The sequence below is a fragment of the Dickeya sp. NCPPB 3274 genome, assembly GCF_000406205.1.
Lineage (GTDB): Bacteria > Pseudomonadota > Gammaproteobacteria > Enterobacterales > Enterobacteriaceae > Dickeya > Dickeya fangzhongdai.
Window position 1 is genome coordinate 1,563,000 of the sequence record NZ_CM001979.1, and the last position, 14,687, is coordinate 1,577,686.

The 14,687-nt window shown below is 63.6% G+C and carries 3 protein-coding genes; all 3 read left to right on the plus strand.

Annotated features, from left to right (window positions below):
* The first annotated feature begins 85 nt into the window (after positions 1–85).
* The 3 genes from DXX3274_RS07680 to DXX3274_RS07690 are packed head-to-tail and all read left to right on the plus strand — an operon-like array spanning position 86 to position 14,673.
* Complete coding sequence (locus DXX3274_RS07680) at positions 86–1,336, plus strand: thioester reductase domain-containing protein (protein WP_050569826.1); 1,251 nt, start codon at positions 86–88, stop codon at positions 1,334–1,336.
* 36 nt (positions 1,337–1,372) lie between these two features.
* Entirely contained in the window at positions 1,373–2,146 is a 774-nt protein-coding gene (locus tag DXX3274_RS07685; protein WP_042859299.1) for an amidohydrolase, read from the plus strand.
* Between the two features lie 35 nt (positions 2,147–2,181).
* On the plus strand, positions 2,182–14,673 hold the full coding sequence (locus DXX3274_RS07690; RefSeq protein ID WP_042859300.1) for a non-ribosomal peptide synthetase: 12,492 nt from the start codon (positions 2,182–2,184) through the stop codon (positions 14,671–14,673).
* Positions 14,674–14,687 lie beyond the last annotated feature (14 nt).

Consider the following 14,687-nt stretch of genomic DNA (forward strand, 5'->3'; position numbering starts at 1 on the left):
GCCATAAAACCATAAACCACAGTTATGCGTATGCAATGAGCGTTTTTTGACGGCTTTTTTTGATGGGAACAACGGGAGGTCATTTATGTCAGCAGGGAGCGTATCAACAGGGGTCGCGCCAGCGGTAAAAAACCTGTTTCTCACCGGGGCGACCGGTGTGCTGGGCGGGCGGTTATTACTCGAAATCCTGACCGCCACGTCAGCCAATGTGTTTTGTCTGGTGCGCGCGGACTCGGTAGAGCAGGCCAGAGCGCGCTTGGAAAGCGTCCTGTTTTCCTATGACGTCGAGCGGACCAGCGCCGGGCAACTGGGGCGGCTGATCCCGGTGTTGGGGGATGTCGCGCAGGCGCAACTGGGGCTGAACGCGCAGGATTATCAGCGGCTGCAGGCCACGGTGGATCGGGTGCTGCACTGTGCGGCCAACGTCAGCCTGGTGGCGTCCTACGGCAAGCTGCAGCCGGTCAATGTAAAAGGCACCCAACAGGTGATTGATTTTTGCCTCGGCGGCGACATTCCGCTGCTGTACGCCTCCAGTTTCAGCGTGGTGGGCGACAAGCTGTATCAGGACGGGTTCGAACTGCAGGAAACCGACCTCGATTTCGGGCAGAACTACCGCGACATGGACTATGAACGCTCGAAATACGAAGCGGAAAAGGCGGTGCATCAGGCGGGAGAGCGCGGGCTACGCTGGGCTATCGTGCGTCCCGGCAATATTTGGGGCGACAGCGCCAGCGGCCGTTATCCGCTTAACGAAACCCGCGTCAAAGGCATCTATTACGAGATGATCAAATCGCTGGTGGAAACCGGCCTGACCTTTCGTTCTTCGGAAGATTTCGACATCACGCCGGTAGACTATGTGGCAAAGGCGGCGCTGTACGCCAGTCTGCACAGCGATGACTTCCACGGCAAAACCCTCAATCTGACCAACCCGGAACCGATCACTTACGACGATATCGTGATCGCGCTGCGGGAATTCGGTTACCAACTGGAGGTGGTCATCAACGAAGACTACTTCGAAGCCCTGACGCAAAACCGCATGTTGCGTGACGGCAAACCCTATCGTTCCTCGTTCACCGACCTGATGGCGCTGTTTTACAGCAGCGGCGATATCACCGAAAAGGCCAAATACGCCACCCGGCTGACCCGGCAGTGGCTGGCGGGCAGCGGCATTGTCTGCGCCGCCTGCGACCACACATTGCTGTTCCGCTATTTCAATTACCTGATTGAGGAAGGATTTATCGTGCCGCCCGAACGGCAGCGCGTGCGGGCGACAATTGTCGAGCACACCCGCCAGAGCAGTTTCCTTGAACAACTGTTCGATGCCGACCTGCGTTAGTTGCGCGCCCAGTCATTTTATGGAGGAAAGATAAATATGAAGGATTTGACACTGTCGCTGGTCCAGATGGACATCGTGTGGGAGCAGGCGGCGGCCAATCGTCGCCGGGTGGAAAAATTGCTGAAGCAGTGCCAGGGCAGCGACGTGATCGTGCTGCCGGAAATGTTCACCACCGGATTCAGCATGAAGCCCAAAAGTATTGCCGAGCGCATGGAAGGGAAGACCCGGGCCTGGATGCAGAAACTGGCCGCCGAATATCAGGCGGCGATAGTCGGCAGCGTGATCATCGAAAACGACGGTCATTACTACAACCGGTTGCTGTGGGTCACCGAAGAGTGTGTGCAGTACTACGACAAGCGGCATCTGTTTACCTATGCGGGCGAACATCAGGAGTACACCGCCGGCGAAGTTCAAAGCATTGTCGACCACAACGGCTGGCGTATTGCGCTGTTCATTTGCTATGACCTGCGTTTTCCTGCCTGGTCGCGCAACCTGAACGGCAAATACGACGCCGCCATTTACATCGCCAACTGGCCGGCTGGCCGTTCTCACCACTGGCAAACCCTGTTGCCGGCCCGCGCCATCGAAAACCAGAGCTACGTGATTGGCGTCAATCGCGTCGGTCAGGACGGTAACCAACTGAGCTACAGCGGCAACACCATGCTGGTGGATCCGCTGGGGGAAACCCTGCTGAACGGGGAGCCGCAGGAAGCGGTATTCACCGTCACCCTGTCGCATGAGCACCTGCACGGCGTCAGAGAACGGTTCCCCTTCCTGAAGGATGCGGATCAATTCGAGTTCAGACAATAACGTCTTTTATTTGGTGAGTGTTGCAGGGGCTGCTCATGGCTATTTCTGTCGAGTTTGAAAATATCGTTACCCGGTTTCCACAGCATCTGGCGGTGGTACAAGGGGAACGTCAGTTGACCTACCAGCAACTGATGGAACATGTCGCTACTCTGGGCCAGGGCATTCTGGAGCAGGGCGAAGACCACCCGTTTGTCCTGACCCTGCTGGGGCAGGACGTGAATCTGGTGACCGCGGTGCTGGCGATCCGTCATGCCGGGCGCACGTTTGTGCCGCTGTCGCCGCAACTGCCGGAAAAACGGCTGGCGCTGCTGGCCGGACGCTTTCCCGACGCCACGTTGATCACCAGCCGCCGCCACCTGCCCAAAGTGGCGGCGCTGGGAGGGGAACGCCGGGTGGTGCTGGTGGATGAGGACGGCGTACCGGAGCAGTTGCCGCACGGTTACCTGAAACAGCCGATTGAGCAGCCTCATGCTTATGTCTATTTTACCTCCGGCTCGACCGGCACCCCGAAGGCGGTGCTGGGGCGGGACGAGAGCCTGTTGCACTTTATTCACTGGGAAAGCCGGGCGCTGGCCGTGACATCGCAGGATCGCGTCAGCCAACTGACGCCCCAAATGTTCGACCCGTTCCTGCGCGACCTGTTTCTGCCGTTGCTCAACGGCGCCACCCTGTGTCTGCCGCCGTCGTCCGAGCTGATTTATGACGCGCCGCGACTGCTGAACTGGATCCGCGAGCAGCGGATCAGCGTGATGCATCTGATTCCGTCGCTGTTTCAGGTGCTGCTGGAAAGCCCGGCGGCGTCGCAGGCGCTGGCGCAGGTGCGTTGCGTCGCGCTGGCCGGGGAGATGCTCAAAGGGGCGCTGGTGCGGCGTTTCGCCGACTGCGGCCTGCCGGATACCCGGTTGTTCAATTTCTACGGCCCGACCGAATCCACGCTGGCGAAGGTGTGCTATCCGGTATCGCCCGCGGATGTGGATCGCGCGGTGCTGCCGGTCGGCCAGCCTATCGACGATACCCGGCTGCTCATCGTCAACAAACAGTTGCAGCCGCTCAGTCAGGGCGTCGTGGGGGAGGTGTTGATTGTCACCCCCTGGCTCAGCGCCGGCTATCTGGAGGGGGATAATCGTAGTTTTATCACCCTGAACAACGGGGAAAGCGCTTACCGCACCGGCGACCTCGGCATGATCGACGTCGACGGCAACCTGATTCTGGCCGGCCGCAACGACACGCAAATCAAGATTGACGGTCAGCGGGTGGAAACCGGTGAAATCGAAGGCGTTCTGGAGCGTCACGAACAGGTGCGTCAGGCGCTGGTGATGGTGGCGACAACCCCGCAGGGCGCGCGGCTACAGGCGTTTGTGGTGGCGCAGCCGCAAAGCGACCTGCGCCAGGAGGCGTTGCGGGACTGGTTAGCGCATTATCTGCCGGCTACCTGGGTCCCGGTCCATCTGCATCTTCTCGATCTGTTTCCGCGTTTGCCGAACGGCAAAGTTGACCGCAAAGCGTTACAGGCGTTGTATCCGCTGGCGGCGGCCCGCACCCTGGCCGGTGCGGCGCCGCAAGACGAGCGTGAGCGCGCGCTGGCGGCGATTTGGCAATCGGTGCTGCAACTGGACGCCATCGGCCGGGATGAGGATTTCTTCCAACTCAACGGCAGCTCGTTGCAGGCTATCCGCATGATCGCCCGGGTGCGCGAAGAAATGGGGCTGGAGCTGGCGTTCAGGGAGCTGTATCAGGGCGCTACGCTGGCGCAGTGCGCCGCCGCGCTGCGTGAACCGGCTCCGGACCAGCAGGCCGACCACGAGGCATCCGTCACGCTCAGCGTCGAACAACAGGGATTGTGGTTGATCCAGCAGAGCCAGCCTGACAGCGCGGTCTACAACATGGCCTACCATGCGCCGTGGCAGGGGCCGCTCAACCTGGCGGTGCTGGAACGGGTGTGGCAACTGGCGCTGCAACGGTTCGACTCGCTGCGCACCGCCTTTTTCGCGCAGGATGGCGAACCGCAGGCGCGGGTGGAGCCGTCAGCCGAACTGCGTCTGGAGTTCGTCGACCTGTCGGCGCAGGGCGGCGGCGACGCCGAACGCTGGCTGGCGGAGGCGGCCGTGCGGCCGTTTACGTTGTATCAGGCGCCGCTGCTGCGGGTCGGGTGCCTGCAACTGCGTGAGCAGCACTACCACATCTGCGTGGTGATGCACCACATCATCGCCGATGAGGACTCGGTGCAGCGTTTGTGGCAGTGGGTGCTGCATCACTATCGCCGGTTGATGGCCGGCGGTCAGGCGGACGCGGTGGCGCCAGAGCAGGACGGCCAGTATGGGTATGCCCGCCAGCAGTATCGCTGGCTGCACAGCGACGCCGGGAAGCAGGCGCACGACTACTGGCGGCAGCAACTGACCTGCCCGTTGCCGCTGCTGCAACTGCCTTACGATTATCCGGCGCAGCCGGTGCAGCATTACCACGGCGGTCACGTACCGTTCAGCCTGTCGTCATTGCAGAGTACGGCGCTGCTGAACGTCTCCCGCCAGTATCGCATCACCCCTTATCTGTGTCTGATGACGCTGTACAGCGCGTTTCTGTCGCGTTACTGCCGTCAGAGCGACATCCTGCTGGGCACCCCGGTGTCGCGCCATCATCAGGTTGCGCAGGACAATCCGTTCGGCTTGCTGTTTTCCGTGATGGCGATGCGCCATCAGGTGGATAAACGCCACCCGTTCGCGGTGCTGCTGGAGCAGGTCAGAAGCCGCTTTGTCGAGGCGTTACAGCACCCGCTGCCGTTCAACCTGCTGCCTGCGCTGCGCGAGGAAGCGCGTACGCCGGGCATATCGCCGCTGTTTCAGGCGTTTTTTGTCTGGCGCGAGGCGGCGCAGGCGGAACAACGCATCGGCGCGGCCAGCGTTAGCCCGCTGCATTCGTATCCGATGCCGACCGCGAAATATGAGCTGACGCTGGAAATGTGGCCGGAGGGGCAGCGTATCCACGGCAGCTTCGAATACGCCAGCGACCGTCTGGCGCCGGCGACGGTCGCGCGGCTGGCCGCCAGTTTCTGCCGTTTTATCGAGTCGTTTCTGGAGCAGCCGGAAAGCGCGTTGGGGGCGTTGCCGCTGCTGACCGACGCCGACCACCGGCAACTGCTGCACTGGAATCAGACCGCCAGATCGTTTGACGATCAGGTCTGCTGGCATCAGTTGATCGAACAACAAGTGCAGCGGACGCCGGCGCTGATCGCGGTGGAATTCGGGTCGCAGACGCTGAGCTATCAGGAACTTAATGAGCGCGCCAATCAACTGGCTCACCTGCTGGTGGCGCAGGGCGTGGGGGCGGAAGTCACGGTCGGCATCAGTCTGGAGCGTTCGCCGTGGCTGATGGTGGCGATACTGGCGGTGATGAAAGCGGGGGGCGCCTATGTGCCGATTGACCCGGATTATCCGCTCAATCGCAGCCGCTACGTGATCGAAGACGCCGGGCTGCATCTGTTGCTGACTCAGCGGAAATTCGTTGAACATTATCAGGATGTTCCCTGCCGGCGCCTGTTGCTGGACGAACTGGAACCGGTGTTGCCGCAGCAGCCGGTCGAGAACCTGGCCAACCGTTGCAGCGCCTACAATACCGCCTACATCATTTATACCTCGGGTTCGACCGGTAAACCCAAAGGGGTGCCGATCCGCCATCACGGCGTGTGCAATCTGGCGCTGGAGTTTCCGGCGCTGATGGACATCGGTGCAGGCGAGCGGGTGCTGCAATTTGCCTCCACCAGCTTTGACTCTTCGGTTTGGGAGATCAGCATGGCGCTGTGCCAAGGCGCGACGCTGGTCATGGCGCCGCGTCTGGCGTTGATGCCCGGCCCGGACCTGCTGGAGCAGTTGACCCGTCTGAACATCTCTTATGTCACATTACCCGCATCGGCGCTGGCGGCCTTGCCATACGCGCCGTTGCCGGCGCTGAAAGTGCTGATTGTCGCCGGCGAGGCGTGCGGCGTTGATCTGCTGCGCAAATGGGGCCGCGGCCGCCGCTTTCTCAACTCCTACGGCCCGACGGAAGCCACCGTCTGCGTCACCAACGCCGAATTGTACCCGGATGAGGGGCGCATCCACATCGGCAGCCCGATGTCGAACACCGAGGTGTGGATTCTGGACGAATTCCACCAGCCGATGCCGATCGGCGTGGCGGGCGAGCTGTGCATCGGCGGTATCGGGATATCGGACGGGTACATCAACCAGCCGGAGCAAACCGCCAGCCGGTTCATCGTCCACCCGCTGAGCGACAAAGCGGGCGCCAGGTTGTACCGTACCGGCGATCTGGCCTGCTACCGCGAGGACGGCACCCTTGATTATCTGGGGCGAATCGACCATCAGATCAAGATTCGTGGTTTCAGAGTCGAACTGGGCGAGATTGAATCCGCCTTGCGTCAGCACCCGGCGGTAAAAGAGGCGGTGGTGATGGTGCGGCCGGATTATCTGGCGGCCAGCGCCATCATCGCCTATGTGCTGCACGACGACGACCGGGTGCCGGACCTGTCGGCGCTGGCGGATTCGCTGTCGGCGCGGCTGCCGTCGTTCATGTGCCCGTCCTGCTACGTGTTGATGACCGCCTTCCCGCATCTGCCCAACGGCAAGATCGACCGCAACCGTTTCCCGTTGCCGGAACAGCGCGATGCCCCGGCGGTAACGCCCGCCGCCAGCGATGCCGAGCAGGCGATCATCGACGTCTGGCGCGAACTGCTGGGGCATGACGCCATCGGCCGCGATACCTCGTTCTTCGCCGCCGGCGGCCATTCGCTGTTGGCGGCCAAAGCGGTGGCCTGGCTGGCCGAACGACACCATATCAACCTGCGGGTTAGCGATATCTTCACCTGGCGCACCCCGATGCAGTTGGCCGCCAATGCGTCGCGGCAGGAACGCGAGAGTCTGCTGCTGGCAGAACCGGCGCCGGCCTCGCTGCCGCTGAGCAGCGCCCAGCAGCGGATGTGGTTCCTGTCCCAGCAGGTGGCGGGGGATAACAGCTACCTGATCGGTCAGATCAAAACCTTCAGCCAGCCGGTCGAGGCGCCACGACTGCTGCACAGCCTGCAGCAGCTGTGGGCGCAGGCGCCGGTACTCAATACCCGGCTACGGCTGCAACAGGGCGTGGCGGAACAGTATCTGTCGGATGAGCCGCTGGTGTGCACCCATGAACGCTGGTCGCCGGACGATCGGTCGGCGTGGCGCGACGCGCTGCAACAGTACGCCGAACAGGTATTGGCCCAGCCGTTCGATATGCTGGACGGCCCGCTTTACCGGCTGACGCTGGTGGAGTCGGCGCAGGGCGAGGTCGCGCTGGTACTGGTGCTGCATCATATTCTGGCGGATGAACAGTCGATGAGCCTGCTGGATGAGCGCCTGCTGGCGCTGTATCAGCAGCAGCCGACCGCGCCGGCGGCGGTGAACTACCTGCAATACACCGCCTGGGAGCGGCGGGAAGACGTGCAGCGGCACTGGCAGTCGCAATTGCGCTATTGGCAGCAACAGTTTGCTACGCTGCCGCCCGCGCTCAATCTGGCGCCGGCCGCGCTGGCGGGCGATGACCAACGTACCGCGGGGTACGTCACCGTCGCTATGCCGTCGGAACTCGCCGGCGCGCTGCGTCATCTGGCGAAACAGCGCGACACCACGTTGTTCAATCTGCTGCTGGCGGCGTTTCAGATCCTGTTGCATCGCCACAGCGGCGAGCAGGATGTGGTGGTCGGCACCCCGGTGACGTTGCGCGACTGGCCGTCGCTCCAGTCCACCATCGGTCTGTTGCTCAACACGGTGGCGATTCGTCAGACGGTGGACGGCGAACAGACGCTGGAGCAGTTCATGGATGCCAGCGCACAGGTTTGCGCACGGGCGTTGACCAATAAGGATGTACCGTTCGACCGGGTGGTGGATGCCGTGTTGCCGGCGGGCGAGCGCCCATCTTCGCCGCTGTTCCAGGTCATGTTTGTCTATAACGCCGCGCAGGATAAACCGGCCGGGCTGGCGATAGATAATCAGCCGATCGACACGCCGCAGGCGAAATTCGACCTGACCTGCTTTGTGCGGGAAGACGAGCGGCAATTACACCTGGTGCTGGAGTATCGCGTCGTCTGTTTTAACGCCGCCCGTATTCGCTCGCTGGCCGACCATTACCTCACCGTGTTGCAACAGCTGATCGATACGCCGTCGCACACCATCGGCCGGTTGCCGATGCTGCCTCCTTCCGAGCGGACGCTGCTGCGCGACGCCCTCAACGACACCGCGCAGACCGTTGACGCGCCCTGGGTGCATCAGCAGTTCGAACGGCAGGCGGCGTTGCGGCCGACGGCGGTGGCGCTACGCGTCGGCGATCACGCCATCAGTTACCAACAGCTTAACCAGCAGGCCAACCGCATCGCCCACGCGCTGTTGCGACAGGGATTCGGCGTCGGCAGCCGGGTAGCGGTATACCTGCCGCGCTCACCGGCGCTGGCGGCGGCCATTCTCGGGGTGATGAAAAGCGGTGCCGCCTGGGTGCCGGTGGACGTGCGCTATCCAGCGGATCGGGCCAGCCTGATGATGCAGACCGCGGAAGTTCAGGCGGTGCTGACGCAGGATGACGTGGACATCGCCGCCCTGACATTGCCGCAAGCGGTGGTGCTGGATGTGGCCGCCTTGCCGCCCGACGACGACGCGACGAATCCGCGGTTGGCGATCGACGGCGAACAGCTGTGCTATATCCTGTTTACCTCCGGCTCCACCGGCGTGCCGAAAGGGGTGATGATCCCGCACCGCGGGCTGCGGCACTATCTGGACCATGCCTGCCGCGACTACGGTCGTCACGGCGGTCAGGGCAGCACGCTGCACGCTTCCATTTCTTTTGACGCAACCCTGACCAGCCTGTTCCTGCCGTTGCTGTGCGGTCAGACGCTGCATATCCTGCCCGATGAGGATGATATCGGCGCGCTGGTCGATCTGTGGCAGCGTACGCCGGGGCTGACGATGGTCAAGATTACCCCGGCGCACCTGGAACTGCTCAGCCAGCAACTGCCCGTCGGGGCGGCAGGCCATGCCGCGATGCTGGTGGTGGGGGGCGAAAGCCTGTCCGCCAGCGCGCTGCGCTTTTGGCAGCAACACGCGCCGCAGGTGCTGATCGTCAACGAGTACGGCCCAACGGAGGCCACGGTGGGTTGCTGTATCCATACCTTCGCCGCCGGTGAAACCGGCGGTGACGGCGCGGTGCCGATCGGCCGACCTATCGCCAACACCCGGCTGTATCTGCTGGATGCGCAGCGCCAATTGGTGCCGTTCGGCGCGCCCGGCGAATTGTACATCGGCGGCGACGGGGTAGCGCTGGGCTATTACCAGCGGCCCGACCTCACCGAACAGCGCTTTATCCCCGATCCATTCAGCGCCGACCCGGCGGCGCGGCTCTACCGCACCGGCGATCGGGCCTGTTACCTGCCGGACGGCAACCTCTGTTTTCTGGGGCGCAACGATAATCAGGTCAAGCTGAACGGCTACCGCATTGAACTGGAAGAGGTGGAAGCGCAACTGAGCGCCTGCGCCGGGGGCGCTCAGGCAGCCGTCGCTATCCGCGAGGTAGAAGGGCGGCTGCATCTGGTGGCCTGGTTGGTGGGCGATCGCACGCAGCAGGCCGCCATCCGCGGCGAGGTCGCCGGGCGTTTGCCGCGCTTCATGCGCCCGACCCAATGGCAATGGCTGGAGTCCTTGCCGCTGACCAACAACGGCAAGGTGCACCGTCGGCAGTTGCAAAACCTGCCGTGGCAGCAGGCGGCGCGTGAGCGGCATCAGGCGCCGACGTCGGCGCTGGAACAGCAGTTGCTGGCTATCTGGCAACAGGTGCTGGGGCGTGACGATATTTCCACCCATGATGACTTTTTTGCGTTGGGCGGCGACTCGATCCTCAGCCTGCAAATCGTGTTCCGGGCGCGTGAAGCCGGGCTGGCGCTGTCGGTGGATATGCTGTTCGACGCGCCGACCATCGCCGCGCTGGCGGATATTCTTATGCCCCGGCAGACGATGGTCGCCGATACCGCGCCGGTGACCGGCGCTTACGATCTGCTGCCGGTGCAGCGCTGGTTCTTTGCCCATCACGCTGAACGCCCGCATCACTACAACCAGTCGATGTTGTGGCGGCTGCGTGATGACGTGGCGCCGGCGCATTTGCAAACGGCGCTCACCTGGCTGGTGAATCAGCACGATGGGCTGCGCGCGCGTTTTGACGGCGCGCAGGCGGTGATAGGCGAACCGGTCGAACAGGTGGAGCTGGAACTGGTGTCGCTGGATGACGCCGGACAGCTGGACGCCGCCGCAGCAGCAGCGCAGGAAGGGCTGGATATCGGTCAGGGGCCGTTGTTCAAAACCCTGCTGTACCGTGCGCCGCAGGGCGTCTGGTTGCTATTCGTCGCGCATCATTTGCTGGTGGACGGGGTGTCCTGGCGCATCATTACCGACGATCTGGGTCAGGTCTATTCGCGGTTGACGCAGGGGCTCGCGCTGCCGGAGATGGCGAAAACCGCGTCGCTGCCGCGCTGGTCGCAGCATTTGCATCAGTATGCGCGCAGCGAAGCGGCACAGCAGGAAGACGCCTTCTGGCAGCGCTATCCGGCGCTGAGCGAGGTGCGGTTGCCGTGCGATAGCGCGCCGCAGGCGACGCCCGGCCGTGGGGAAGATGCCCGTAAGCTGGCGCTAAGCCTGCCGGAGAGCACCACCACGGCGTTGATCCAGCATACCCATACCGCTTATCGCACCAATCCCGGCGACCTGCTGTTGACGGCGCTGGCGCTGACGTTGCATGAGTGGAGCGGTCAGTCTCGCCTGCGCATCGATACGGAAGGACACGGGCGCGAACGGCTGCACGAGGCGCTGGATGTCAGCCGCACTGTGGGCTGGTTCACCGCCATCTATCCGCTGCATATCGAGCTGGATCGGCCGGATGATACCGGCTGGACGATTCGTCAGGTGAAAGAAGCCATTCGTCAGGTGCCGCATCGCGGCGCCGGCTATGGGGTTCGGCTGGCGGCGGCGTCGCAGGTGCATGACGCGGCGGATATCTGCTTTAACTACCTTGGTCAGTTTACCCAGGGGTTTGACGCCCCGCCGTTTCAGGGGGAAGCGCGGCTCGACCTGGCGAATCGCTATGCGCCGCAAAGCCCGCGGGTCTGGCCGCTGGAGGTCGACAGCTATGTGCTGGACGGCAAGCTGCATCTGGAGTGGACGTGGAACAGCCGGTGCTATCGGGACGCCACTATCCGGCAACTGGCCGAGCGGATGCTGACCTGGGTGCGGCAATTGTCGCAGCACTGCCGGCAGCAAACCGCAACCCACTGGACGCCGTCGGATTTCCCGCTGGCGGAACTGAGCGCCGATGCGCTCGATACGTTGCAGCAACGTATCGGCGACATAGAGGATATCTACCCGCTGACGCCGATGCAGGAAGGGATGCTGTTCCACTCGCTGACCGGCGACGCTTACCATGAGCAGATCTGTTTCGATCTGCCGGCCGGCGCGGATATCGCCGCGCTGCGGCAGGCCTGGCAACGGGTCATACAGCACTACCCGGCGCTGCGCACCACGTTTGAACTGCATAGCGGCAGCGAGCCGTTGCAGGTGGTGCGCCGTCATCTGCCGATGGACTGGAACACGGTGATGCTCAACCGTGCGGATGCCCGCCGGCAGGTGCTGGACGCCGACCGCGCTCGCCGTTTCGACCTGCAACAGGGGCCGTTGCTGCGTCTGACGCTGATCGATGTCGGACAGGCAGGCCAGCAACTGTTGGTCAGCCATCATCACGCCATTCTGGATGGCTGGTCAGTCCGGGTGGTGATGGACGCGGTGGCCCGCTGCTGGGACAACCCGGACGCGGTATTGCCGCCGCCGCCCTCATTCCGCCGCTATGTGCGGCAGGTCCGTCAGCGCAATCCGCAACGGGACGCTTACTGGGAGACGCAAGCCCGGCGGATGAGCCGCACGCCGTTGCCGCTCGGTCTGCCGCTGCGGCAGGCCAGCGAACGCAAGCAGGTGCTGCCGTTCACGCTGGACGAAGCAACCACGCGGCGGCTGTCGGACTTCGCCCGGCGCGAACAGCTTACTGTCAGCACGCTGGTGCAGGGCGCCTGGGCGCGCTTGTTGCAGGCCTGCGCCGGCGGTGAAACGGTCTTGTTCGGCATGACCATCTCCGGACGTCACGCCGCGCTGGCAGGCATGGATCAGATGGCCGGATTGCTGATCAATACCGTGCCCACCGTGATTGACTTGCCCGCCGACCGGCCGGTCAGCGACTGGCTGCGTGACGTGCAGCAGCAACAGCGTCAGAACGAGCGTCATGGCGATGTGGCGCTGACGGAGATCAAGTCCGCCGCCGGCCTGAACAGCAGCGACGCCCTGTTCGATACGCTGCTGGTGTTCGAAAACTACCCCGGCGCGGGCGAGCAGGAAGCCCGGCTGTTCCGGTTTGCCGACGCGCATGAAAGCACCAACTATGCGCTGACGCTGGTGGCGTCGCTGCATGAGCGCCTGCACGGCCAACTGGTGTATGACGACGGTCTGTACGAAGAAACCACCGTGCGGCAACTGGCGGAGGGGTTGCAGCGTATCCTGACGCAGCTTGACGACGCCGCCACGCTTGCCGAGGTGTCGGCGTTGACCGACGCGCAACGCGCCCGGTTGCTGAGCCAGTGGCAAGGCCCAGCCCAGCATGTCGGCGCATCGAATGTCTATGCGCGGTTTGTCGAACAGGTGCAGTACGCGCCGTATGCCATCGCGGTGGTGGATGGCGAAACGCAACTGAACTACCGGCAGTTGCGCCAACGCGCCGAACAGCTGGCGATGCGGCTGCATCACGCCGGGGTGCGCGCCGGCGATCGCGTGGTGGTCTGGCTGCCGCGCAGCATCGACTACCTGAGCGCCATTTTGGCGGTAAACCGGCTGGGTGCGTGCTACATCCCGGTGGATAGCCAGTGGCCGGACGAGCGCGTCAACTGGCTGTTGCAGGATTGCGATGGTCGGGCGCTGATCACCGACGCCACGCTGCGCGCACGCCTGACGCCGCCGGCATCGATAACGGTACTGGACGCGGCGCAGTGCCCGTGCGCCGATGAGATGGCGGTGACGCTGCCCGGCGAATCGCCGGCCGATACGCTGGCCTACATCATCTACACCTCCGGCTCTACCGGTACGCCGAAGGGGGTGATGATCGACCACGCCAGCCTGGGCAACTATCTGCAGGATGCGATAGCGCGCTACCGGATTGATGCGGACACCGACAGTCTGTTCCATTCCTCCATCAGTTTTGACGCCACTCTCACCAGCCTGTACCTGCCGTTGCTGGCCGGCGGCTGCATCCACATCATCCGCGAGGATGGCGACATCGCCGCGCTACAGCAGGCGATCCGCGCCAGCGGCGAACGGGTGCTGCTCAAAATCACGCCGGTGCACCTCAACCTGCTGGAAAACCAACTGACGGCGGACGACAAGCGTCGCGTGTCGGCGCTGGTGGTCGGCGGCGAGGCGCTGAACAGCGCGGCGGTACAGCGTTGGCTCGATGATGCGCCCGACAGCCCTATTTTCAACGAGTACGGCCCGACGGAAACCGTGGTGGGCTGCTGCGTACACCGCGTCACGGCGCGGGAGCTACAGCACGGCGGCAGCGTGGCGATTGGTCTGCCCATCGGCAACACCCATCTGCTGATTCTGGACGAGCAGCAGCAACCGGTGCCGCAGGGCGCGGCCGGGGAGCTGTATATCGGCGGCGCCGGGGTGGCGCGCGGCTATTGGAATCGCGCCTCGCTGACCGATGAGCGGTTCCTGGAACTGACCACGCCGAACGGGCGGGCGCGATTTTACCGCACCGGCGACCGCGTCTGCGCCGATACCGCCGGCACGCTGCACTATCTGGGTCGCTGCGATCGACAGATCAAGCTGCGCGGCTACCGCATCGAGCCGGGCGAAATCGAGGCGCAGCTGTTGCTGCACCCGCAGGTGATGCTCAGCGCCGTGCAGTACCTGCCGCAGCGGGAGGCGCTGGCGGCGTGGGTGGCGTTGCGCGAGGGCGCGGAGGTCGATGAACCGGCGCTGCGTCGGTTCCTGGCGAGCCGTTTGCCGACCCACATGGTGCCCGGTTCGATCCAGGTGCTGGCGACGATGCCGCAAACCGCCAATGGGAAGGTGGACTATCGTGCGCTGCCGGCGCCGCAGTGGGATACGCAGACCGAGGGCGCGGCGCCGCAAACCCCGCTGGAGCACTCGCTGCGCGATATCTGGCGCGACGTGCTGAAACACGACCGGATCGGTTGCGATCAGAACTTCTTTGCACTGGGCGGCCATTCGCTGCATGCGTTGCGTATTGCCGCCCGTATTGAGCAACAGCTGGCGCTGCGGGTTTCGCTGACCGACCTGCTCCAGTACCAGACCATTCAGCAACTGGCTGAAAAAATTAATGCGGCCGATACCGCACCGGGAACGGTGACCTCGGCTATTAAACGCGTCGCCCGCGTGCGGCGCTCAGATTCCTCATCCACCGCGGTGTAAACAAAGAAGCACGG

Coding starts and splice junctions, on each gene's coding strand:
- DXX3274_RS07685 (WP_042859299.1), top strand. CDS start 1,373: ATGAAGGATTTGACACTGTCGCTGGTCCAGATGGACATCGTGTGGGAG.
- DXX3274_RS07680 (WP_050569826.1), top strand. CDS start 86: ATGTCAGCAGGGAGCGTATCAACAGGGGTCGCGCCAGCGGTAAAAAAC.
- DXX3274_RS07690 (WP_042859300.1), top strand. CDS start 2,182: ATGGCTATTTCTGTCGAGTTTGAAAATATCGTTACCCGGTTTCCACAG.